The following is a 23556-nucleotide window of genomic DNA, read 5'->3' as shown; positions in this document are numbered from 1 at the left end:
CTTCGGCAAACGCATCCGACGGCGGCATCTCATGCTAGACTATTGCGCCTGTCACATTCGCCATTCCAGCTGGAGGTACTGACGTTGACGCTTGCGATTTTTGACCTTGATAACACCCTGCTCGCAGGGGACAGCGACCATGCCTGGGGCGAATTCCTGGTGGAAGAGTCCATCGTTGACGCAGAAGAATACCGGCAGGCCAATGACCGCTTTTACCGGGAATATCTGGATGGCGAACTGGATATCATGCACTACCTGAGCTTCGCGCTGCAGCCGCTGGCGCGCCACGACATGAGTCAGCTACTGGCCTGGCGCGAGCAGTTCGTGGAGAAGAAAATTCGGCCAATGATGCAGGCCGGGGCCAAAGAGTTGCTCGACAGTCACCGTGCCCAGGGCCACACACTATTAATCATCACGGCTACCAACCGCTTTGTAACCGAGCCCGTGGCTGCGCTTCTGGGCATTGAGCACCTGATTGCCACCGACCCGGAGCTGGTCAATGGGCGCTACACGGGAAAGGTCGCGGGGGTTCCGAGCTTTCAGGATGGCAAGGTAACCCGCCTGCATGACTGGCTTGAATCAACGGGTGAGAGCCTGGACGGGGCGTGGTTCTACAGTGATTCCCACAACGATGTGCCCCTGCTCCGCAAGGTGGACAATCCGGTAGCAGTAGACCCTGATCCAACACTTGAATGCATCGCGAAGGAAAACGGCTGGAAGATCATAAGTCTCCGCGGGTAACTGCCACCCGTAGGTCGGATTAGGCGGAGCCGTAATCCGACAGCCCAAACTCAAAGAAACCCCGTCAAAGACCGCACAAAACAACTCTTGATATAATCCGTCTCCGGAATACCCGGCACCACCGGATGATCCGGCGCCTGATGCCCCTGCTCCAGCAATTGCACAAACCGGTCAATCTTGCGGCCACTGCTACGGATAATATCGGTCAGTTTCTCCTGGGACAGATGCATGGAACACGAAGCCGACACCAACAACCCATCCCGGTCCAGCAGCCTCAATCCCAACTGGTTCAATCGTGCATAGGCCTCTTCGCCGGCCTTCTGGTCCCGACGTCTGGGAATCAACGCTGGCGGATCGAGCACTACTATGTCGAACTTTTCCTTTTCCTCACACAACGCCTTCAGCGCCTCGAAGGCATCGCCCTCGATGGTTTCAATATTATCGAGCCCGTTGATCTTCGCATTATGATGGACAGACTCGATGGCACTGGCAGAACTGTCCACACAGGTAACCTGCGTCGCTCCCGCACAGGCCGCCTGAATCCCCCAGCCACCCACATAGCTGAACACATCCAGTACCCGCTTACCTGGTGCATAAGCCTGAAGCCGCTGCCGATTCATGCGGTGATCGTAGAACCAGCCGGTCTTCTGCCCGCCTTCCACAGGCACCTCGAACCGCACCCCGTTCTCCTCAACCGCAAGCAGATCAATTTCCGGGCCATGAGCCTGCTCAACGTAGGTATTCAGCCCCTCCACCTTACGCATCTTGCCGTCGTTCTTGAGAATGATCGCCCGCGGATGCGCCAGACGCTGAACCGCCCTGACAATCGACTCCTTCATCTGCTCCATACCAGCAGTGGAAATCTGGACCACCACCACATCATCAAACCGGTCAATCACCAGCCCGGAAAGCCCATCGCTGTCACCAAATACCCAGCGATAGAAAGGCCTGTCAAACAACCGCTCCCGCAACACCAGAGCCATCTCCACCCGATCGGTGAGGCGTTGGGACGTCATGCCATGGGCCGCATTCCTGCTGATCAGGCGGCCACAGATCAACGCATGAGGATTCACAAACACCGTCCCCATCGGCTTGTCATTGGCAGCCCGCAACTCCGCCTGCACACCGGCCTCGAAATCTGTCAGTGGCGAGCGACGGGTATCCACCTCATTACTGTAAACCCACAGATGGCCAGCCCTGAGCCTGCGCTCGGCGCCTTTTCGGAGGTATAAAACCGGAAAATTCATAACGACCACCTGTCAGGATTGGGAAAAGGCGCGAATTATACATGATGTGGCGGCACGGACGGCCGAATTATGGGAGGGAGCGGGTAGGGGTGCCCAAAACTGTGCGGAGCCATGGATGGCGGAGCCCAAGCGTACAGGGACGTATTTACAGCGTGTTTTGGGCAGCCCTGCCCGCTCGCTCTTCCACCACCGGCAAAAATCACTCCTCGGCAGCAACATGCTCCGCATAAGCCGTGGCATCCATCAGGCCATCCAGCTCCCCCGGATCCGCCAACCGCACCCGGAACAACCAGCCATCCCCGTAAGGATCCTCGTTCACCTTCTCCGGCTCGTCCTCAAGGCTCTCATTAACCTCAATCACCTCACCGCTCACCGGACTGAACACATCGGAAGCCGACTTCACAGACTCGGCCACGCCGGCCTCTTCAGCCCCTGTGACCGTCGCCCCCACATCCGGAACACCAATATAGACAATATCCCCCAGCTGGTCCTGGGCGAAATCCGTAATGCCGACGGTTGCAGTGCCATCGTCAGCCAGACGCACCCACTGGTGGGTCTCAATATATTTCAGATCTGCGGGTGTTTCGCTCATGGTCAGATTCCCCGATGGATAATTTCGAGCATTTTAACCGAAGAAGGAGGCGACCGCGAACAGGTTGCCGGGAAGTTGGCCAAGGGTGGCCTTGAACTGGAGTCCGGCTAATACCCGGAACTGTTACTGTCCAGGTCGAATACGAAATCCTCCGCCCTGCTGACTTCGGTAAAGAACTCTCCTGAGGGCAGCAGCTCAAACCAGCGGTAGCCGGGCGCCTTGTCCTCCACCGAAAACTCCGTCGAACCGGCTGTGAACTGAATGCAGGTAGACGGTGTTGCGAGCAGACAGACGCCCTTGCGGGACTGTTCCAGATCCTGGTGAATGTGGCCCCAGAGGACAATTCTGACTTGTGGAAAGCGGTCAACCACCTGCCAGAAGGCATCGCGGTTACGCAGCCCGATAGGCGACATCCAGTCGGTATCGATTTCAACGGGATGGTGATGAAGTGCGACCAGGGCCGGTGTTTCGGGATTTTCCCGGAGGGTCTTCTCAAGGAAAGCCAGTTCCGAATCCGCGAGCTGGCCAAACACCTTTCCGGGAACCGAGGTATCGAGCAACACAAACTGCCAACCACCCTGAATAACGTGGCGCAGGTCGGCCTTCCTTTCGGCGGCGATCAGGGCCAGCAACGGAGAATCATCATGGTTGCCGGCTATCCAGGCAGAGGGACAATGAAACGCCTCCAGCTTGTTGCCAAAAAGCCGATAGGCTTCTTCGGTAGCATCCTGGGCGATATCCCCGGTTACGAGGATGAGATCTGGCTGGCCACGATCATGAAGAACCTGCGCGATGACGGCATCCAGACTTTCTCTGGTATTGATGCCCAGCAGTTCAGCGCCCGGATCGGCCATCAGGTGCGGGTCGGTCAGTTGTAGCACCCGAAGGGCATGCGGGCTGTCGTTCTCTGTCATGGCGCTCGCGTTTCTTGTGTTTTGGTGACACTCACCAGTGAGGCAGGGCAATTGGCACCCATCCAACCTTAATCCACGCCTTCCCCCGCCGACCAGGCGGCGTGCTCCATCGGCAGGTGGCCAAATCGCAGGCAATAGTCCAGCCAGTCAGCCAGGAAGCTGTTGACCTGAACTTTCTCATCCGGGTGATGCATGAACCTGTTCGGGTAATCATTCACCGGGGCAATGTGCCTGTCGCGATAACAGCTGATCACCTCTGCCATGTTGGCGTCGTGATAAACCCGCACAGTCAGTTGCGGATTGTTCAGCCAGCGTCCGGAGTTGTGCACCTGCTCCAGCAGCAGGGTCTCGGTAAATTTTGTGGTTTGCAGCACCTCAATTCGCACGCGACCCAGGTACTGATCCTCACGATGAAGCTCGAACTCGCAGACTGGTTGTCCCTTGGCCTCCAGCTTGCGCAAGCGGTGAAGCCGCATGTAATTGCCGTCACACAGCGCACCGAAACGTCGTAAATCCGGTACATAGCGCCGGGGTTTCATAACCCATTCTGTCATATCAGCTCCAACCTTCCCGCAACCGCGGGCGATTCAACTGCAACCACTGCAGCGCGATAATCGCTGCAGCGTTATTGATACGTCCATCATTAACCATTGCGATGGCTTCGTCTGCACTGAATACGTGGGCACGGATGTCTTCATTCTCGTGCTCCACGCCATACAGACCACCTGCGGCTTCGGTGCTGATACGACCGCAATAGAGGTGAATCAGTTCCGTGCTTCCGCCGGGAGACGCCAGGTAGTCGCAGATCTTGTCCAGCGGCTTGAACGTCAGGCCTGCTTCTTCCTGACCTTCGCGCTGGGCCACCTCTTCCGGCGACTCGCCGTCTTCATCCATACCGGCCACGAGTTCCAGCAACCATGGGGACTGGTCGCGGCCAAGGGCACCGAGACGAAACTGCTCCAGAAGGACAACTTCGTCGCGGTCGGAGTCGTAAGGTAATACGCAGGTGGAGTCACCGCGGATGAAGAGTTCGCGGGTGAACGTGGGCATTTCCCTGCCGTCAAAGCGCCGATGGGTCAGCCAGAGCTTGTCCATGCGGAAGAAGCCCTGGAAGACGGTTTCACGCTTTTCGATTTTGACGTCGCTGTCTTTAAACTGGAATGGTTCAGTCATTTCAGATTTCAGATCCGTTTTTTTGAGAACGATTCTGAACGATAGCCGGTGTTTTAGCCCGGGTGCAAGCCTCTTGGCGTCAGGTGTGGGTGCAAGACCACGGTGGGGACCTCTTCCCAAAACACGCTCAAGCCCATCCATGGGGCGCTTGGGCTCCGCCATCCCTGGCTCCGCACAGTTTTGGGAAGAGGTCCCAACCGCGGCCCCGAACATTTATTACCATTACGGCAGGCGGCAGGTCGGATTAGCAAAGCGTAATCCGACATCATGTCAGCGATCGACGCCATTTGTCGGGTTACGGCTTCGCCTAACCCGACCTACGCGCCTGACCCGGGGATTATTGCCAAAGCCCGGTTGAGCCAGGGTCATCACCCTCGCTCACACTCCGAAGCAAGCAATCTTACAAAAGGTCAAACCTTGTCATAAAGCCTGGACCCGGCCTCCACAAACTCCCGGGACTTCTCCTTCATGCCGGCATCCACCGCCGAAACCTCGTCAAGGCCGTGTTCCTTGGCATACTCCCGCACCTCCTGGGAAATCTGCATGGAACAGAACTTGGGGCCGCACATGGAGCAGAAGTGCGCCACTTTGGCGGAGTCTTTCGGCAGGGTTTCGTCGTGGTAGGCACGGGCGGTGTCCGGGTCCAGGCCGAGGTTGAACTGGTCTTCCCAGCGGAACTCGAAGCGGGCCTTGGACAGCGCATTGTCACGGATCTGGGCGCCAGGGTGTCCCTTGGCCAGGTCGGCGGCGTGGGCGGCGATTTTATAGGTGATGATGCCGGTTTTGACATCCTCCTTGTTGGGCAGGCCCAGATGCTCTTTGGGAGTGACGTAACAGAGCATGGCGCAGCCGAACCAGCCGATCATCGCCGCGCCGATGCCGGAGGTAATGTGGTCATAGCCGGGGGCAATGTCGGTGGTCAGTGGGCCGAGGGTATAGAACGGGGCCTCGTCACAGCATTCCAGCTGCTTGTCCATATTCTCCTTGATCAGTTGCATGGGCACATGGCCGGGGCCTTCGATCATCACCTGGACATCGTGCTTCCAGGCGATTTTGGTAAGCTCACCCAGGGTTTCCAGTTCGCCGAACTGGGCTTCGTCGTTGGCATCGGCGATGGAGCCGGGGCGCAGGCCGTCGCCGAGGCTGAAAGATACATCATAAACTTTCATGATTTCGCAAATGTCTTCGAAGTGCTCGTACAGGAAGCTTTCCTGATGGTGTGCCAGACACCACTTGGCCATGATGGAGCCGCCCCGGGACACAATGCCGGTGGTGCGTTTGGCGGTCATGGGCACATGGTGCAGGCGCACGCCAGCGTGGATGGTGAAGTAATCAACGCCCTGCTCTGCCTGTTCAATGAGGGTGTCGCGGAAGATTTCCCAGGTCAGGTCCTCAGCCACTCCCCCAACTTTTTCCAAGGCCTGATAGATAGGTACGGTACCGATGGGGACCGGCGAGTTGCGGATGATCCACTCACGGGTTTCATGGATGTTCTTGCCGGTGGACAGGTCCATGATGGTATCGGAGCCCCAGCGCGTACCCCAGGTCAGTTTTTCCACCTCTTCCTCGATGGAAGAGCTGACAGCCGAATTACCGATGTTGCCGTTGATCTTCACCAGGAAGTTGCGGCCGATGATCATCGGCTCGGTTTCCGGGTGGTTGATGTTGGCGGGAATGATGGCGCGACCACGGGCGACTTCGTCCCTGACAAATTCCGGCGTGATTTCCTGCGGCAGTGAAGCGCCAAAAGACTGCCCCGGATGCTGATCCTCCAGCAGTCCCTGCTCCCGCGCTTCCTGCAGCTTCATGTTCTCGCGGATGGCAATGAATTCCATCTCCGGCGTGATGATTCCCTGGCGGGCGTAGTGCATCTGGCTGACGTTTCTGCCCGGTTTCGCCCGCAGCGGCTTGCGCTCATCCATAAAACGGAGCGGATCGAGCAACGGGTCCTTCATGCGGCGGCGGGTAAATTCCGAGGTGTAGTCCGCCAGCGTCTCCACGTCTCCACGTTCTGCTATCCAGGCGGACCGGATGGGCTTGAGCCCCTTTCGGAGGTCAATGATGGCCTCGGGATCGCTGTAGGGACCGGAGGTATCATAGACGGCAACAGGAGCATTCCTTTCACCGCCCATTTCTGTTGGCGTGTCCCCCACGGTAATTTCTCGCATAGGCACCCGCAGATCGGGCCGGCTACCCTGTACGTAGATTTTTCGGGACTGGGGCAGCGGCTTGATGGCTGCGGAATCGACTTTGGCTGAATCACTCAGATAGGAAGGTACTGTTGTCATCTTGCGTCCCCGATTTCTTTGGATAAAAGGGTCGCGTATGACGGAGCAGTGATCACAGAGTGGTTCTGTGTCTTTGCAGCATATTGTCTCAATTCCCTACGCCGGTATTATCCGGATCAGGTTGCGGGTTCTGCATGGCAATCTCAGCCGGCTGTCAGATGTTCTGACGCCAGCACCCCGTCAAGACGCGAATTCGATATCATTGACACATACACTCTGTGTCAAATGCAAGTGTAGAGCTGGAGTAGTTTATTGTCCATAATGCCATCTCGCTGGGGTGATTCATTAACAGGAGACATCATGAAGAAACGACTGCTTTCCGGGCTGATTGGACTGCTCGCAGTCCAGCCTGCACTTTCCATGGATCTGGTAGAGACATACGAGAAAGCAATCTCCTATGATTCCGGCATCGCTGCCGCCCTCGCCAGCTTCGAGGCACAACAGGCTGCCAGTGACGTCAGCCGCAGCAACCTGCTCCCCCAGATCGGCGCATTTGGCGATGCCAGTCATACCGATGTGGATGGCCCCATCCAGGACAGCGCCTATCAAACCTACGCCTTTGGCGTGGAACTGACCCAGCCGCTGTTCCGGGCCGCCACCTGGTTCAACTACGACGCCAGCAAGTTCCAGACGGAATCCGCCCGCGCCGAATACAACCTGGCCCAGCAGCAACTTATCCTCGATGTCGCCACGGCTTACTTTAATGTCTTGCGTGCCGCCGATGCCCTTACCACCGCACGGGCAACGGAGGCAGCTATCCAGCGGCAGTATGAACAGGCCCAGGAACGCTTCGATGTCGGCCTGATTGCCATCACCGAAGTCTATGAGGCCCGCGCCAGTTACGACGACAGCAAGAGCCTGCGCATTGCTGCGGAAAGCGAACTGGATATTGCCCGCGAACAGCTGGCCCGACTGACCGGTGAATACACCGAAGAGCTTGACAACCTGCGCAGAAGCTTCCCCCTGACCCGCCCTCAGCCCATGGACCCATCCGCCTGGGAAAACACCGCTCTGAATCAGAACTGGCGGATTCAGTCCGCGATGTTCGACCTGAACACCAGTGAAGCCAATCTGAAAAGCGCGAAATCCGAGCACCTGCCAACACTGGATCTGAACGCCTCCTACGGCAAAACGGATATTGAGGGCCTGGAGGATCCTACTCTGCGCCAGCGCGACGGTACGACAACGGAAGGCCGTATCGGAATCAGATTGAGCGTGCCACTCTACATGGGTGGCGGAATCCAGGCCGGCGTTCGCCAACAGCGATCACTGGTCAATGTTGCTGACCAGTTCCTGGCAACGGTTCGCCGCGACGTCAGGGTCAATACACGCAGCCTGTTCCGCACGGTGAACACCAACATCGAATCCGCCTCGGCCCTGGAGCAGACGATTATCTCCCGCCGCAGCGCCCTGGACGCGACACTCGCCGGGTACGAGGTTGGCACTCGCAATATTGTGGAAGTCCTGGATGCGGAACGTAACTACTACGTAGCCCTGCGTGACTTCGCCAACGCCCGCTACGACTACGTGGTCAATACCCTGAGACTGAAACAGGCCGCCGGCACTCTCAGCCCCCAGGACCTGCTGCAACTGAACAACTGGCTCAGCGCCTCAGCACCCGGCATCGAAGCCCTGGCCGAGGAAGAAGAAACCATTGAAAACCCGATGCGATGAGAAGCAGGCATGACGGGCGGGCTCACGGGCCCGCCCTAGACGCGCTCAACGATCCCATCCACCACTTTCTCCAACGCCCCACGGTTGGCATTTACCACCGCCAGCGCATTGTCGCCGGCTCTCTCTGCGGCGGCCTTGTCGGCAATCAGACGTACCACACACGTCGCCAATGCCTCTGACGAAGCCGTTATGTAGAGCCCCTCTCCTTCATCAAGCCGGTTATAGATGGTTTCAAAGTTGAAAATATGCGGACCAGAGAGCACTGGCATAGCCCAGGCAGCTGGCTCCAGCGGATTATGGCCACCGCGTTCAATCAGCGATCCGCCCACGAAGGCTATGTCGCAGGCGCCATAAAGCATCAGCAACTCACCCATGGTGTCTCCCACATAGACCTGAAAATGGTGATTACCGCTCGCCTTCCTATCGTCCTCCGCGGAACGGCGAAGCACCGCCAGCCCCATGGAGCGCGCCAGTCCGGCCACATCATCAAACCGTTCCGGATGACGGGGCACAATCACCAGTAACGCGTCCGGGAATTCGGCCATTATTTGCTGGTGGGCTTCCAGAATCTGACGGTCTTCCCCTTCGTGGGTACTGGCGGCGATCCAGACGGGCCGGTCTGTGCCCAGCGTCAGTCTCAGCCCCGATGCCGCAGAGCGGGTCTCGTCTGATAGCTCCACGTCGAACTTGATACTACCGGTCACCGATACCGACTCGGGCTGTGCGCCAATGCGCAGGAAGCGACTGGCATCTTCGTCGGCCTGCGCTGCTATCCACGTGATGCTGCGAAGCAATGGCTTTACCAGGGAAGCCACCCGCTCATAACCTCGCGCCGAGCGTGCGGAAAGGCGCGCGTTGATCAGGAAAATGGGTACATCGCGCTGTTTACTCAGAGCGATCATGTTAGGCCAGAGCTCAGTTTCCATGATTACCAGCGCACGAGGGCGAACCCGGTCCACAAAGCGGCGCACGGCACCTGGTGTGTCATAGGGAGAAAAGGCATAGCGCACCCGGTCACCAAACAGGGCCCTGGCGCGGGCAGAGCCAGTGTGCGTCATCGCCGTCATCAGTATCGGAATGTCCGGGTTCCGGCGCAGCAAGGCCTTTACCAGAGGCGCTGCGGCAATAGTTTCCCCGACAGACACCGCGTGAACCCAGATCACCGGCTCCTCGGAAGCGTCCACATAACCCAGCCGCTCCTGCCAGCGCACGGAGGCTTGCGGATTGCTGCGCCCGATCCACCACAGGCGCAGCAGCACGAATGGCAGCGCGATGCGAAAAAACAGGGAGTAAAAAAAATGAAGCATACTAACTCCGGGTCGGTGCGGTGGTTATTCTACATAAAGCCGACGGCCGAGTCTGCGGCAGGGAATTCACCCTTTTCCGCAACGTGCGCAGATTGCTGCTTTAGCGGATGGGAGCCGTCCTGCTAAACTCCGGTTCTCGTGATACCAATGGCATCGGGCAGTGAAACGAGTGAAGAAAAGCAATCAGAAAACCCGCGATACCCGTTATTCCAGCTATCTCCACCCGCGCTGGTGGCCTACCTGGATGGGCATTGCTCTCATGTGGCTGGCTTCCCGACTGCCCCTGAAACTGCAGTGGTGGCTGGGCAGGCGCACCGGTGATCTGGCCTATCGCTTTGCAGCCCACAGGCGCCACATTACCGAAGTGAACATTCACCTGTGTTTTCCCGAGCTATCTGAGCAGGAGCAACAGGCCCTGGTGAAAAAATCGTTCCAGGCCAATGGCATCGGGGTGATGGAGATTGGCCTGGCCTGGTTTCGCAACCCAGGCTCATTCATCCCCATCACCGAGGTGCACGGTCTTGAACACGTTGATGCGGCCCTCGCCAAAGGAAAAGGCATCCTGCTATTGGGCGGCCACTACAGCACTCTGGATCTGGGCGGCAGCCTGGTCACCGAATATATTGAAGCCGATGTGATGCAGCGTGATCACAACAACCCGCTGATGAACGCAGTGATGACACGTGCACGTGAGCGCCGATACGGCATGGTGCTGGATAGCAGAAATCTGCGGGGGTTACTCAGACAGCTGAAAAAAAACCGTATTGTCTGGTACGCCACGGATCAGGACTATGGCCGCAAGGGCATCGTGTTTGCACCGTTTTTCGGCGTGGCAGCCGGTTCCATTACCGCCACCTCGCGGATCGCGGAACGCAGTGGCTGTGTCGTAATGCCATTCAGTCATTTCCGCCGGGAGCACGAGCCCGGGTATGATATTTATTTCCATCCCCCGCTGGAAAACTTCCCCTCGGGCGATGACATGGCAGATGCCACCCTGGTGAACAGAACCATTGAAAACGAGGTTCGCAGGCACCCGGACCAGTACCTGTGGATGCACCGGCGCTTCAAGACCCGCCCGTCAAAAGACGATCCGGATCTGTACGGCAAGGACGCAGATTGAACGCTTTCACCGACAGGGGCCGGATTACCCAATGACGACTGAACGCTCCGACTCACCAACACCGGTTGTGTGGCTGTTGACAGATAAAAAACCGGGGCACCGGAACCAGCTGAAAGGGCTTGGCAACCGCTTGCGGGTGCTGGCAGGGGCCACCGTCTCTGAAATTGACGCAACGGAAGTTCCGGTTCCCCTGTGGCGGGCGGTACTGGGTATTTCACCGGCGATGGATGAAACCCTGCGCGCTCCGGACCTGATCATCGCATCGGGCAGCGGCACCCACCGCCTGCTGCTGTCACTCCGGCGGCGCCGAAAAGCGAAAACCGTGGTGTTGATGAAACCGGGTTTTCCTGTTGGTTGGGTCGATGCGGCCATTGTTCCCGAACATGACGGCATTGCCCCGAGCAGGCACATCTTCACCACCGAAGGCGCGATCAACGCTATCACGCCACTGGCGCGTATCACTGACAAGCCTGAAGGCCTGATCCTTATCGGGGGGCCGTCGCCCCATTTTGACTGGGACGATGACGTGGTGCTCAAGCAGGTATCACAACTGATGGGCCAATACCCCAAATGGCGCTGGACTATCAGCGGCTCCCGCCGTACGCCGGCGCCACTGCTGGAGAAACTCCAGCAACTGGCAGGCCCCAAGGTCACGGTTGTGGACCCTGAACGCACCCACGCCAGCTGGCTGTCCCATCAACTGGCCGCTTCGCGCGCAGCCTGGGTGACACCTGACAGCACCTCCATGGTCTGCGAAGCCGCCACTTCTGGTGTCCCCACCGGCCTGTTTGAACTGGCGCCCAGACACAACAGTCGGGTAGCCCGGGGCGTGGCGAGCCTGATGCAAAAAGGATACGTTGCGCACTGGAGTGACCATGCCTCAGTGATGGCGGGCAAACTGCCTCAATCCCATCATCTGTGGGAAGCTGACCGGGCCGCACGATGGCTGATCAACCATTTTCTGAAGGAAGGCAAGCGTTGAGAATTCTGCAGGCTTTACCCGCGCTCTACAGCGGTGGCGTTGAACGGGGAACCGTGGAATTCGCGGCCGACCTGGTCAAACGGGGGCATCAGTCGTTTGTCGTCTCGAAAGGCGGCCCCATGGCCGAGCAACTGCGCGGGCAGGGCTCGGAACACATTTTCATGCCCATACACCGGAAGACTCCGGCCTCGGTCGGGCAGATCCTTCCCATGCGCAAACTGCTGTTGGAGCTGAAACCCGATATCGTGCATGTGCGCTCGCGGATGCCGGCGTGGATTATTTTCCTGGCGATGAAAAGTATTCCGGCCCATGAACGTCCTGCGGTCGTGTCCACCTTTCATGGCATGTATTCCGTCACTCCCTACAGCGCCATCATGACGAGGGCTGACCACATAATCGCCGTGTCCGGGTGTGTGAAGGATTATGTTCTCAACAACTATCCGGTGCCGGAAGAGAAACTGACGGTCATCCAGCGCGGAGTGGATGTGGATGCCTTCCGCCAGCGGGAGCTCAGCTCACAGTGGCTGGACCGCTGGTTCCGGCAATACCCACAGCTGGCCGGCCAGAAAATCATCATGATGCCCGGGCGCATTTCCCGCTGGAAAGGCCAGCTGGATTTCCTGGCCATGATGGCGCAGCTGGTACAGGAGCGGCCGGACTGTCACGGCATCATCGTAGGAGGCGCGGAACCCGGCAAGGAGCAGTTTCTGGAGGAACTGGAGAAGGAGCGGGCCCGCCTGAACCTGGTCGACAAGGTAAGCTTTCTGGGCCAGCGCAATGACATGACCACCCTGTACCTGCTGGCGGATGTGGTCTGTCACATGTCCACCAAACCGGAGCCCTTCGGGCGCACGGTTACCGAGGCACTGGCTTCAGGCACACCGGTGACCGCCTTCGACCGTGGTGGTGCCGCTGAAACTCTTCGCGCCTGCTTCCCGGAAGGATTGGTGCAACCGGATAACATAGAGGCATTTGCACAAACCGCACTGTCCCTGATCGACAAGCCCCGATCAGAGATCGAGATTCCCTGGCGATTCCGCCTGGAGGCCCAGACAGAGACCACGCTTCAGGTGTATGAAAACCTGCTGACCAGCAGACGGGCGCAATAATGGACGCTCGGGACCGGCTGACGATAGCGCTGGTCATGGCAACGCCTGGCACTGGCTGGGGAGGTATGGAAAAGCACACGGCGGACCTTGCGGAGGCGCTCTCGGCCCGGGGCCACAAGGTTCACATGCTGGCTCACTCCGTTTACAGCGAGCGCTTTATCACGCCTGTTCGTTTCCATGCACTGCCCTTCCAGATGGGCCGGCGCAACCCCTGGCTCAGATTCCGTCTGCGACAAACACTCCACGCCATCCAGGCAGACATTCTCCATGCTCAGGGCAACAAGGCCGCCAGCCTGATCGGTGCCGTTCGTCACTGCGCGAGAGTGACCGTCGGCACCCTTCACGGCAGCAAAAGCTCCCACCATGCCTTTGATCGACTGGATGGTGTGATTGGCGTCAGCCGTGAAATCACGAACTCGATCGAACACCCCAATACACGGCTGATTTTTAATGGCCTTCAGCCTCTGGAGAAAACCAGCCATAGCGACCATCAAGTGCCAAGGATCCCTGTTCCCGCGGAGCGCCCGCTGCTGTTGGCGGCGGGTCGGCTGGAACCGGTCAAACAGTTCGACCGGCTTGTCCGGGCGTGGGCGCAGGCAGACTGCGACGGCAAGCTGGTGATTCTTGGCGATGGCAGTCAGCGGTCGCGGCTCAACGCATTAATCAGGGAGCTGGGCGCCGAAGACAGCATTCTGCTCCCGGGTCACGAACCCCGAATCTTTCCCTGGCTGCAGGCGGCCACAGCCTGCATCATCAGCTCCAGCCGGGAAGGTTTTCCCTACATCATGGTCGAGGCGCTGATAGCGGGCTGCCCGGTTCTGTCCACACCTGTCAGTGGCGTGAGGGACTTCCTGCCTCAAAGCTGCATCGCGGCATCGGATAGCCCTGAGGATATCGCCACCCTGATCAGCACCAACCTGGCTGAGCCTGGCCTGCTGACGGAGATCCAGAGCAAAAGCTTCGAACAGGCCCGCGAGCAACTCAACCTTGAGACAATGGTGTCGAAGACTGAGACTTTTTATCGGGACCTGCTTGCCAGCCTGCCGGCAAGGCGCTGATCACCGCGCCCGCCACAAGCCGATGCCCGTCAACGGTAAGGTGTGTGCCGTCATCCATCAGAGTATTCGCCTTTTGCTGCCATAACCGCTCATAGGAATCCGCCAGTAACGCATTGGGCTCTTGCTCGGCCAATTTTTGTAAGCCTTGATTGTAATGTTCGATACGCGGGTTTCTTGGTTCATCAAGATTTGGCGGCGTGGCCACCAGCACAAAAAGCGTGTGAGGCGCAGAACGTATCACCTGTTCAATATTGCCCAGGTATTCACCCAGCGGCACCTGCTCCACCGCCCCCCAGCGTTCCTGCAACTGAAAGTGGCGGGCCCATTTCTTGAGCTTCTTCACCAGTTTTCTGGCCAGCTTCCGGCGGGGATTGTCCGGGTAATAAAGCACATAGGGCGCGCCGCGGAAGGTAAGCCAGGAGTCCACCAGCCCATACTGTATAAACGCAAGCTGAAAATCCGACGGCGGGAAGGCTTCTGCGTAGCGCAACAATTCACGGGTTGTGCTCATGGTGTGGCCGCAGTTGATGAGGGGCATGCCCAGATGTTCTGCTACCATCTCAGGCCACACCGGTTCGTGGTAACCTTTAATCCCTTCGGTATTACAATCACCGTAGGCAATACAACCGCTCATAACCTGTGGCATCTCATCAATGATTGACCTGTCGGGCCTTGCGCCTTTTGCTTCTGGCTACAACCGGCACTGCTATCAGCACCCGGATGATCCTGCATTGTGTCTCAAAGTCCTGCGCCCTGAAAACATCGAAGCCCGTTTTCAACGTCAGGCATGGCCCAAAAAAGTGCTCGGCAAAGCCAGGATCGACGACAACCGCCAGGAGCTGCGGGCTCACCAGCAGCAGGCTATCAGGAGATTGCTTGCGAGGAATCAGGGGGCGCTGGTGTGGGCACACCTGCCACTGTTCTATGGCAGTGTGGAAACATCTCGGGGCCATGCAAACAAAAGCGAACTGATCCGATGCGCCGATGGCAGCGTTGCTCCAACCCTGCAAACGTGCCTGAGTCAGGTCGGTCTTACGCCCTCACTGCGGCTGGCAATTGACGAGTTTATCCACTGGCTGAAACGCACCCGGATACTTACGCGAAACCTCCTCCCGCACAATCTTGTGGTCACCGACCGCACTGGCGAGCCTCAACTGTTTCTGGTGGATGGGCTGGGCGCTCCGACCTTCCCTACAGCATTATCCACTCTGCCGGGCTGGAGTTCACACCATATTTCACGGAAAATCGGCCGATTCGAAAAACGGCTCGTCTGGGAACAGAACCCTGATGATCTGTCCTGGGAGGATTTCCAGCGCCGGAGATAAAACCTGCTGATTCACCATGATAGTATAGCGACCGCAACAACAAAGCCCATAGTGCAAATAGGTAACCATCCGGAGCATGTCTATGATTCGACCTAACATAATGGCCGAAGTATCCGGCTCTCGTCTGTCACCTTTGTCAGGGCAAATGCACGAGGAAGGCCTCCAGGGCAACTCTGTTCTTTATGAGGATCGGGGCGGCAGCTCATGAGCAAACTGAAATATTTCCTGATCAGCGGCCTGCTTCGTGTTGCCGGCTTACTCCCTCTGGGCGTTGCACAATTTCTCGGTAAGTGGTTTGGCCTGCTTGCATGGATGTTGCGCGGCCGATCGCGCAAGGTTACCGACACCAATATAGGCATCTGTTTACCGGAACTATCTCCCGAGCAGCAAAGGCAACTTTCACGGGACTCTATGGTGCACACGGGAATGACTGCTCTTGAAATCCCCCTTATGTGGGAATGGCCCGTAGAGAAATGCCTGGGACTGATCAGGGAAACCCGCGGCCTTGATCTCGTTGACGAGGCCCTGGCAACCGGCAAAGGGCTGATCCTGCTGGCACCACATCTGGGCAACTGGGAACTGGCCGGGCTGTTCTTCTCCTCCCGGTACAAAATGGCAGCTCTCTACAGCCCGCCCCATATCAAGGAGTTCGAGGAGTATATGATCCGTGTGCGTGGCCGATTGGGCTCCGAGCTTGTGCGGGGTGACCGCAAGGGGCTTATGCGGCTGATGGGGATTCTGAAAGAAGGCGGCGTTGCAGGAATTCTTCCGGATCAGTCGCCCCGCGGGAAAACCAATGCGTTCGCGCCCTTTTTTGGTGTGAAGGTCCGGACCATGACCCTGGTAAACAGGCTGATACTCAAAACCGGCGCCAATGTTCTGGTGACTTATGCCGAGCGCCTGCCCAACGGAAACGGCTTCCGGATCATCGTGACCGAAGCGGTTCCGGGAAATGGTGATGCGGATCCGGAGATTGCCGCCACGGCTCTGAACCAGTCTGTTGAAAAGGTGATACGGAAAGTGCCGGAGCAGTACCAGTGGGAATACAAGCGGCTCCGGCATCGACCGCCGGGAGAAATCAATCCTTACTATCCGGACCGGATCTGCTGAGCATGTTGAATCGTCAGAGCATTTCGCAAGCGTTGTTACTAACGGGCCTCGGGGGCGCACTCGCGTCGTCCAGCATCATAGCGGGAACAACGCTGTTGCTTGCCATTGTTGGCGGATACCTGATCAAGCAGCAGACTCTGATCAAAGAGGGATGGGAGGTTCCCAAAGAGCTCCGGCTGATCCATTTTGCGTTCTGGTTTTTCGTGGTTACGAGCGTGGCAAGCTGGATTGCCGAAGGTTTCGAGTATGAAGGCGGAAAAACACTTGGCGCCCATGCGCGACTTATCCTGTTCTGGCCCCTTGCGATAGCACTTATAGGCGCCAAAGTGAACGCGAGAACCATTTTTGCCGCGTATATGGTCAGTTGCGGTGTTATATGCCTGCTTTTCCTTACCGAATTGGCGGGCAATTCGTGGAGCCTCACAACCACGCTACGTCAGCGCTTCGGGCCCGGCATTAACCCGATCCACTTTGGCAATCTTGCGCTGTTGTCCGCATTACTAGCCGCTGCCGGAGCATTTTTTTTCCACTCCCAGCGACAGAAAACGCTCTCCGTATTAGCCATTCTGCTTGGGATAGGCGCCCTGGCCGTTGCACTGATGAGCCAGACGCGAAGCAATCTTATCGCCTTACCGGCTCTCTTACCCTTTTTTGCGCTGCTGATTCCCGGTCGAAAGAAAATCCTGGCGATAGCCGTGCTTGGCGCCATCGCTTTTACCGCAGTTTTCAACAGTGAGCGCTTCACCGACAGCCTGGAGGCGGTCCTGGAAGGCAAAATTGACAATAGCCTGGAGATGCGGATAGAAGCATGGCAACTGGCCTGGAACCAGTTTCTGGAAAACCCGGTGATGGGCAGTGGTCTCAGTGGTTACCACGAGGCTGCATCACGTCACGAAGATGATACATTTCTTGCGTGTTGCACCGACCATGCCCACAACGACCTGCTTCAACAGGCTGCCACAAAGGGGATCACGGGCATTCTCAGCTGGCTGTTTTTACTCGCGATTCCATTTGCGATCTTTATCCGGCAAACCCGGAACCAGAACAGAACGGTTTCGATACTTGCAACCGCCGGAGCATTGGTTCCGAGCGGTTATCTGGTTTTCGGCCTGACCGAAGCGGCCTTCGACCGCAGCCTGTTTCTGACCTACTACCTGGTGAGCATTGCCGCTATCTCCGCTGCCATGCTGCATGAACTGGAACTTTCCTACACACGGAAAAGAAAACGAAAGGTATCAGCAACAATCATTACCAAAAATGAAGAAGATCATATAGCAGCCTGCCTCAGCTCCGTGCGTCCCATAGCTGATGAAATTATCGTGCTCGATAGCGGCAGCACCGACAAAACCGTGGAGATCGCGAGGCAGTATGCAGATATCGTCGAAATAACGGACTGGCCCGGTTTTGGAATCCAGAAGCAGCGCGCACTGGAATTGGCCAGCGGCGACTGGGTGCTTTCTATTGATGCCGATGAAAGAGTGAGCCCGGCGCTTGCTCGGGAGATCAACCACACACTGTCTGATCCGGATGCAGATGCCTACCGGCTGCCCTGGGCAGTAACGCTTTACGGAAAACGGCTCGATTTTGGCAGGAGTGGGCGTGCTCCTCTACGCCTGTTCAGAAGAGAAGGCGTCCGTTTCTCAAGCGCCATGGTCCACGAGAAGATTTTGGTCCCGGAGGATCGAAAAATTCGCAGCATGAGAGGACGGCTCACTCATTTCACGCACCGCAACTTTGGGCATGCCCTGGAGAAGAGTGCAAAGTATGCCTGGCTGGGATCCCAGGAAAAGTTTCGCAAAGGAAAGCGCACCCGCTTTCTGGTTTACCCCACCTTAAGAGGGCTAATGACATTCCTGCAGGTATATGTTTTCAGGCTGGGTTTTCTTGATGGCTCAGTCGGCTTTCTCGTTGCGGTGACCTATGCGCAAGGATCCTTCAACAAATATGCCGGGCTCTGGACGCTGACACGAACTGAGCGCCAGAAATCGCGTGAATAGTGCTCCGATAGCCAGAGGGTCCGCCCATAGACAAGGGAGGCAGCTAGCAGTTTTCCCATCTGTCCAGCTTTTCCTGTTTGGCAAGTTCCTTTTGCAATTTCAGTTTCAGCTTGAGATGCCGCCATGGATTTTTCGGTTTTTGATCCAGCTTGGGAGGTGCTTCCAGAAGTTGCTCTACAGCATCAATAACCCTTCGGGAAGAACGGCCATCGGTAAAGGAGTGGAGCGAGCGGGCATAGTGCCGCATATGCGCCATGAAATCTTCATCATGCTGCAATGCCCTGAGTAATGCGGGCTCCACCTGCTCCGGGGATTGCACGTCAATAAGCTGAGGACCTGGTAGCTTCGTCCGAAATGTCACTACCGGGATATCCAGCATCATGAATTCAACCATGATGGATGAGGTGTCACTCAGCATGACGTCGGTAACGGGCATATAAGGCACAAAGTCCTCTGTGCTCTCCAGAAAAAGCAGCCTGTCACCAGCCAATGCACGGTACTCCGCCACGATCTCTTCACTCATTTTGGGGTGCAGAGTGACTATCAGGTTCCACCGCCCGGAGTCACGCAATTCTCTGATGGTACTGATCAGGTGTGGAGCAGAGCTCACGCCTCTTGTAAATGTGGAAGAGTAAAAGATTGTGGGGAGCTCCACATCAGAGAACAGATCTCCTTTTTGTAATTCTGTCCTGACATTGAGGATGCTGTCGAGTTTCGGCCAACCAGTTTTCCTTACCACAAAATGAGGATTCTCGGCAGCCAATTGACTGAATCGCTGGGTATCAACATCCGCCATCGTACAGTACATGTCGAACCAGCCGCGGATTCTGTAATGAGACTGTTTGGCAGGATCCATTCCACGCTTATTGATGGGAAAGCCATGAAAAACCTTTACCTTGAGCCCGGGAAACCACGGCGGAACCCAGTCCCCGGGAACGAAGACCACATCCGGCTGGTAGGCCCGGACCTCATCATCGGTTCTGAGTCGTTTTTCCTCTTGTTTAAGAGGAGACGCGCTGCACCCTGCGATAAACCATGCGACATCATCGCCCCTGCGCCAGATTTCCTCCTCGAGCGGACGTAATATGGAATAGGAATATGACTGATTTACAAAAAGCAGATAACGCTTCATGCCAACCGCTCTTCCGTCAGCTCGTGGATAAGGGTGAGAGTCTGCTTGATCGTAGTCTCTATTGAAAAGTCACGCTCAACACGCTCTCGCGCCCGATGCCCCATTTCACGGGCGGCCTGTCGGTTTAATGCAAGCTCTGTCATGGCTCCTGCCAGACTGGCCGGATCTCTGACCGGCACCACGAAACCTTCCACCCCATTATCGACCAGCTCTGGCATTCCACCCGCTTCCGTTACGATCACTGGCCGCCGATATGCCATCGCTTCAATCACCACTCTCGGGAGACCTTCGCTTTCTGAGGGAAGAACCAGTGCATCACAGGCACCGGCCAGTTGAGGCGCATCATTCCTGTACCCGGCAAAGCGGATGCGATCTCGCATGCCAGACGATTCTATCTGAGCTGACAGTGCCTGATTTTTTTCCAGGTCCCCGACCAGCAAAAGGTAAACCGGCACAGACTCGGGTATATGATCCATCGCCTCCACCAGGGTATGAAAGCCCTTACCCGGACGGTCCCGACCAATGCATGCAATAACGAATGCGTCCTGCGGAAACCCGAATGGCGAAAGATCAGCGACGGGACGGTCATACCACGACAGATCATGCCCTTTATAAATTGTGACTGCCTTGCCCTTTCTCAACCTCATGCCCCCGAACCCAAGGGATTCGAAGTAGCGCTGGACGGCCCTGGATACGCAGACTATCCGGTCCAGTCGCGGGTGCATAAATGTGATCCACGACTCCGGTTTTAAATAACCGGCATTACCAATGACTCCCCGATAGCCCATTATCTTGACGTTGATCCCCCGGCTTGCCCGAATCGAACAGGCAATAGCCCTCGGGTTGAACGCGTAAATAACCGTGTAAGAGCCGGACAGCAACTCCTGCCGGATGGCAGCGGTACCCGGCCCGTCGAATCGGCCCGACAGCCTGAAGGGAGTGACACTGAGCCCCGATTCAAGGAGGGATGCGTAGTGTTTCCCGGAATCATTTGCCAGCACCCGCAAGTCCAGCCCCTTCTTCGCCAACCCGACAATCAGTTGCGTCTCTGCCAGATCAGATCGATCAGTAATGATAAGCGCTCTTGGTTCCATTAAACTCAGTACACTCCAGGGCCAAATGATGGGTTCTGGCACTATGGCTGGCGTTGATAGCCCTGCAGGAGGTGTTGCCAGAGGTCGTCCCGCTGGACTGCCGATAAAGCCGGGCACCGCTTCCTGACAGAGCGATGAAGTCGCTCCAGGTTACGCTGTTTCCAGGCTGAATCTGCCTCATTGTCGCTCTCGGGTACCAGTTTGCAGCGGTCAAAATCGATCAGATAAATCTGATCCCCCGCCACGAGTATGTTGTCACAATTCAGGTCAACATGGTCGAGCCCGTTGTCGTGAAAGCGGCGAATGACTTGCCCCAACTGCACCCAGAGCGACTTATCGCTCAGGCGTTCGCTGTCCGAAAGCGTAACCGCCCCCGGTATACGTTTTACCAGTATAGCGGCCTGATACCAGAACAAGCGGTACTTCCAGGCAATAGCTGCAACGGCTTCAGGGACCGGAAGACCGAGGGACCTGAGCTGCCCCAGCAGGCGGAACTCCGCAAGCGATCTGGCCTGGTCAAAACCCGCGAACAGATACGTCTTCTCGGCCAGGTGGGCCATCAAACCACCTCGCCTGTAATGACGAAGCACCATGCCGGATGGTTCCGTATCAATAAACCAGGCACCGCCCCGTCCTCCAGAGGTGACCGGCCGGGCCTTTTCCTGCCAGAATTCAGGACAAAACCAGGACTCGGTAACACCCTTATACTCCGGCGATACCAGCAGTACTGACTTTCCGGAACGTTTAGGACTGCCCGCTGCCACTGTCAAAAGATCGGTACCCTCGGCCCGGCAAACCATGGGCTTCCGGGTAAAGACGTGAAAAGCCCATTAGGCTAGAATGGCGCACAGTTTACCAACGAGCCCCGCCCGGCTCCACATCCAGCAGTTAAAGATTCGCAACGGACCGTAACTTGATCAACTCCATCTGCATATTGCGACTGTCCGCCATTGGTGACGTAACCCATGTTATACCTGTGGTACTGAGTCTTCAGGAACAGTTACCCGGCGTGAACATCACCTGGGTGATCGGCAAGATCGAAGCCAGACTGGTTGGCGACCTGCCCGGCGTCGAGTTTGTCATTTTCGACAAGAACGCCGGCCGCAAGGGCTACGCTGACCTGCGCGCGACCCTCAAAAACCGCAATTTCGATGCCCTCCTGCATATGCAGGTGGCCTTCAGGGCCAATCTGGCGGCGGCGATGATTCCGGCCAAAGTGAAGGTCGGTTACGACAGGGCCCGCAGCAAGGACCTCCACAGTCTTTTCATTAACCGGCGGATTGCACCTGCGCCACAACAGCATGTGCGGGATTGCCTGGCAAGCTTTCTGGAGCCGCTTGGCCTGAAGCCTGCCCCACCAAAATGGACCATCCCCCTGACTGAAGAAGATCACCAGTTCGCCCGCCAGCAACTGGCGGCGGACCGCAAAAACCTGGTGATCAGTCCGTGTGCCAGCCATACCTTGCGCAACTGGCCGGCGGAGCGTTATGCACGACTGGCCGATCATGCCATTCGTGTTCACGGTATGAAGGTAATCCTGGTGGGCAGCCCCGCACCCTTTGAGGCGGAATTCTGCTCTGCGATCGAGACCTCCATGGAAGAGCAGGCTCATAATATCTGTGGCAAGGATACGCTGAAACAACTGACTGCCCTGTTGGCGCATGCCGACCTTTTAGTGGCGCCGGATACGGGGCCGGCCCACATTGCCAGTGCAATGGGGACTGATGTGCTTGGCATTTATGCAGCCAGTAATCCTTACCGCTCCGGGCCCTACAATTCGCTTGAGTGGTGTGTGAATCGCTATCCGGAGGCGTTGGAACGGTTTACCGGGAAATCTGTAGAGGAGGCTCGCTGGGGGACCAAGGCGGAGTTTGAGGGGGCCATGGAGTTGGTGGCTGTGGAGGATGTTACCGGGGTGCTGGATCGGTGGATTGAGGATCGGGGGAAGGCAGGGTAACCGGCGCGGGGACTTTTGGGGTCCGGCGCCGGTTGGTTGTCGGATTACGCTTCGCTAATCCGACCTACGGGTATGAGACTGGGCCGGGATCAGTTGCGGGCAGTATAGTCCCGGTAGGACTTTTCTTCCACGAAGCGGGAGCCCAGGGCCAGGTTGACTTCTTTTTTGATGGCGGCACGTTTGTCGTTGGTGACGTAGACGGCGCGGGCCAGTTCGATAAACCTGGGGCCGAAGTCCTGGGTGGCCTCCTGCTCGCGGATGTCGTCTTCGATTTCCCAGAGCTCTTCGTTGACGGACTTCAGTTGCCTGCGCAGATCCGCGATCGCGGTCTGATCTCGCACGGCCTCATTCCAGGTGGCACTAAGTTCATCCAGTTCCAGACGAACATTCCTCACCTTCTCCGGGTCTGCAATCCGCTCGGATTTGATTTCCAGAATGGTGATCTTGTCCAGCACTTCGCCGAAGGAAACCGGCACTTTGATAACGTCTGCCATTTGCTCTTCCTGCAGGTCTTGTTAATGGAATATGAGGGTCAGCCGTTAACCGCTATCAGCTATAGAAAGTGGGCGTTGCGGTTTGGCCTGAACAATGTGATGACTGCCGTATGATATCATTAATGATTGACTATTATGTTTTTCCACAGCTTTTTCCAACTCAAGCCCGGAGTGTACGCATGAGTCATTCCGTCATTATGGATGGTGGCGCCGGCTCAGGCCTTCGCCCGCTGTCCCGGTAA

Annotated in this window: 22 protein-coding genes and 1 riboswitch; of the genes, 10 read left to right on the top strand and 12 right to left on the bottom strand. The window is 57.1% G+C overall.

The genetic code is table 11. The features are described from left to right. The first annotated feature begins 84 nt into the window (after positions 1-84). Positions 85-741 carry a histidinol-phosphatase gene (locus tag DIT72_RS17195; RefSeq protein ID WP_135956468.1) on the top strand — a complete coding sequence of 219 codons (657 nt, stop codon included), beginning with the start codon at positions 85-87 and terminating at the stop codon, positions 739-741. Positions 742-791: 50 nt separating this feature from the next. On the opposite strand, the gene DIT72_RS17190 is transcribed toward DIT72_RS17195, so the two are convergent. From DIT72_RS17190 to thiC, 6 genes are all read right to left on the bottom strand, one after another. Next, positions 792-1988, bottom strand: a complete 1197-nt coding sequence (locus DIT72_RS17190) for a class I SAM-dependent rRNA methyltransferase (RefSeq protein ID WP_135956467.1) — start codon at positions 1986-1988, stop codon at positions 792-794. Positions 1989-2187: 199 nt separating this feature from the next. Further along, positions 2188-2580, bottom strand: a complete 393-nt coding sequence (gene gcvH, locus DIT72_RS17185) for a glycine cleavage system protein GcvH (protein ID WP_135956466.1) — start codon at positions 2578-2580, stop codon at positions 2188-2190. Between the two features lie 107 nt (positions 2581-2687). Then, a complete protein-coding gene (gene cpdA / locus DIT72_RS17180; protein ID WP_135956465.1) occupies positions 2688-3494 on the bottom strand; it encodes a 3',5'-cyclic-AMP phosphodiesterase in 807 nt (268 codons plus the stop codon). A gap of 68 nt (positions 3495-3562) precedes the next feature. Next, on the bottom strand, positions 3563-4048 hold the full coding sequence (locus tag DIT72_RS17175; protein WP_135956464.1) for a DUF1249 domain-containing protein: 486 nt from the start codon (positions 4046-4048) through the stop codon (positions 3563-3565). A gap of 1 nt (position 4049) precedes the next feature. Continuing rightward, a complete protein-coding gene (locus tag DIT72_RS17170; protein ID WP_135956463.1) occupies positions 4050-4667 on the bottom strand; it encodes an NUDIX domain-containing protein in 618 nt (205 codons plus the stop codon). A gap of 410 nt (positions 4668-5077) precedes the next feature. Continuing rightward, positions 5078-6955, bottom strand: coding sequence for a phosphomethylpyrimidine synthase ThiC (gene thiC, locus DIT72_RS17165; RefSeq protein ID WP_135956462.1), 1878 nt, complete (start codon positions 6953-6955; stop codon positions 5078-5080). Between the two features lie 75 nt (positions 6956-7030). After that, positions 7031-7145, bottom strand: a riboswitch (TPP riboswitch). A gap of 110 nt (positions 7146-7255) precedes the next feature. Here thiC and DIT72_RS17160 point away from each other — a divergent pair. Continuing rightward, positions 7256-8629 (top strand): TolC family outer membrane protein, encoded by a 1374-nt coding sequence (locus tag DIT72_RS17160; protein WP_135956461.1) that lies wholly within the window; start codon positions 7256-7258, stop codon positions 8627-8629. A 35-nt stretch (positions 8630-8664) separates the two neighbouring features. Here the strand turns inward: DIT72_RS17160 and waaA are convergent, their stop codons facing one another. After that, a complete protein-coding gene (gene waaA / locus DIT72_RS17155) occupies positions 8665-9936 on the bottom strand; it encodes a lipid IV(A) 3-deoxy-D-manno-octulosonic acid transferase (RefSeq protein WP_135956460.1) in 1272 nt (423 codons plus the stop codon). 169 nt (positions 9937-10105) lie between these two features. On the opposite strand from waaA, the gene lpxL reads away from it, so the two are divergent. From lpxL to DIT72_RS17135, 4 genes are read left to right on the top strand one after another with little or no spacing between them, the layout of a single operon-like run. After that, on the top strand, positions 10106-11056 hold the full coding sequence (gene lpxL, locus DIT72_RS17150; protein ID WP_135956459.1) for an LpxL/LpxP family Kdo(2)-lipid IV(A) lauroyl/palmitoleoyl acyltransferase: 951 nt from the start codon (positions 10106-10108) through the stop codon (positions 11054-11056). 31 nt (positions 11057-11087) lie between these two features. Further along, positions 11088-12038: a mitochondrial fission ELM1 family protein gene (locus tag DIT72_RS17145; protein WP_135956458.1), complete on the top strand. Its 951-nt coding sequence runs from the start codon at positions 11088-11090 to the stop codon at positions 12036-12038. Then, entirely contained in the window at positions 12035-13147 is a 1113-nt protein-coding gene (locus DIT72_RS17140; RefSeq protein ID WP_135956457.1) for a glycosyltransferase family 4 protein, read from the top strand. Before DIT72_RS17145 ends, DIT72_RS17140 begins: the two co-directional genes overlap by 4 nt. Next, on the top strand, positions 13147-14205 hold the full coding sequence (locus tag DIT72_RS17135; protein ID WP_135956456.1) for a glycosyltransferase: 1059 nt from the start codon (positions 13147-13149) through the stop codon (positions 14203-14205). Before DIT72_RS17140 ends, DIT72_RS17135 begins: the two co-directional genes overlap by 1 nt. On the opposite strand, the gene DIT72_RS17130 is transcribed toward DIT72_RS17135, so the two are convergent. Further along, positions 14129-14839, bottom strand: a complete 711-nt coding sequence (locus DIT72_RS17130) for an SGNH/GDSL hydrolase family protein (RefSeq protein WP_135956455.1) — start codon at positions 14837-14839, stop codon at positions 14129-14131. The two genes, DIT72_RS17135 and DIT72_RS17130, sit on opposite strands and share 77 nt — an antisense overlap. A gap of 19 nt (positions 14840-14858) precedes the next feature. On the opposite strand from DIT72_RS17130, the gene DIT72_RS17125 reads away from it, so the two are divergent. The 3 genes from DIT72_RS17125 to DIT72_RS17115 all read left to right on the top strand — a co-directional run bounded on the left by DIT72_RS17125 (position 14859) and on the right by DIT72_RS17115 (position 18637). Continuing rightward, positions 14859-15530, top strand: coding sequence for a YrbL family protein (locus DIT72_RS17125; protein WP_135956454.1), 672 nt, complete (start codon positions 14859-14861; stop codon positions 15528-15530). A 204-nt stretch (positions 15531-15734) separates the two neighbouring features. Continuing rightward, positions 15735-16640, top strand: coding sequence for a lysophospholipid acyltransferase family protein (locus DIT72_RS17120; RefSeq protein WP_135956453.1), 906 nt, complete (start codon positions 15735-15737; stop codon positions 16638-16640). 2 nt (positions 16641-16642) lie between these two features. Beyond that, on the top strand, positions 16643-18637 hold the full coding sequence (locus tag DIT72_RS17115; RefSeq protein WP_135956452.1) for a glycosyltransferase: 1995 nt from the start codon (positions 16643-16645) through the stop codon (positions 18635-18637). 43 nt (positions 18638-18680) lie between these two features. On the opposite strand, the gene DIT72_RS17110 is transcribed toward DIT72_RS17115, so the two are convergent. From DIT72_RS17110 to DIT72_RS17100, 3 genes are read right to left on the bottom strand one after another with little or no spacing between them, the layout of a single operon-like run. Continuing rightward, on the bottom strand, positions 18681-19769 hold the full coding sequence (locus tag DIT72_RS17110) for a UDP-N-acetylglucosamine 2-epimerase (RefSeq protein WP_135956451.1): 1089 nt from the start codon (positions 19767-19769) through the stop codon (positions 18681-18683). Continuing rightward, positions 19766-20863, bottom strand: a complete 1098-nt coding sequence (locus DIT72_RS17105) for a glycosyltransferase (protein ID WP_228260856.1) — start codon at positions 20861-20863, stop codon at positions 19766-19768. The genes DIT72_RS17110 and DIT72_RS17105 overlap by 4 nt, the downstream gene beginning before the upstream one ends. Before the next feature lie 41 nt (positions 20864-20904). Further along, a complete protein-coding gene (locus DIT72_RS17100; RefSeq protein ID WP_228260858.1) occupies positions 20905-21627 on the bottom strand; it encodes a 3-deoxy-D-manno-octulosonic acid kinase in 723 nt (240 codons plus the stop codon). Positions 21628-21779: 152 nt separating this feature from the next. On the opposite strand from DIT72_RS17100, the gene DIT72_RS17095 reads away from it, so the two are divergent. Continuing rightward, on the top strand, positions 21780-22820 hold the full coding sequence (locus DIT72_RS17095) for a glycosyltransferase family 9 protein (RefSeq protein WP_135956490.1): 1041 nt from the start codon (positions 21780-21782) through the stop codon (positions 22818-22820). An 89-nt stretch (positions 22821-22909) separates the two neighbouring features. Here DIT72_RS17095 and DIT72_RS17090 read toward each other — a convergent pair whose 3' ends face one another. After that, positions 22910-23314: a DUF6165 family protein gene (locus DIT72_RS17090; protein ID WP_135956449.1), complete on the bottom strand. Its 405-nt coding sequence runs from the start codon at positions 23312-23314 to the stop codon at positions 22910-22912. Between the last annotated feature and the right edge of the window lie 242 nt (positions 23315-23556).

The sequence above is a fragment of the Marinobacter orientalis genome (genome assembly GCF_004792665.1).
GTDB lineage: Bacteria > Pseudomonadota > Gammaproteobacteria > Pseudomonadales > Oleiphilaceae > Marinobacter > Marinobacter orientalis.
Note: the sequence above shows the minus strand (reverse complement) of the source record. Positions and strands in the feature narration are given on the sequence as shown.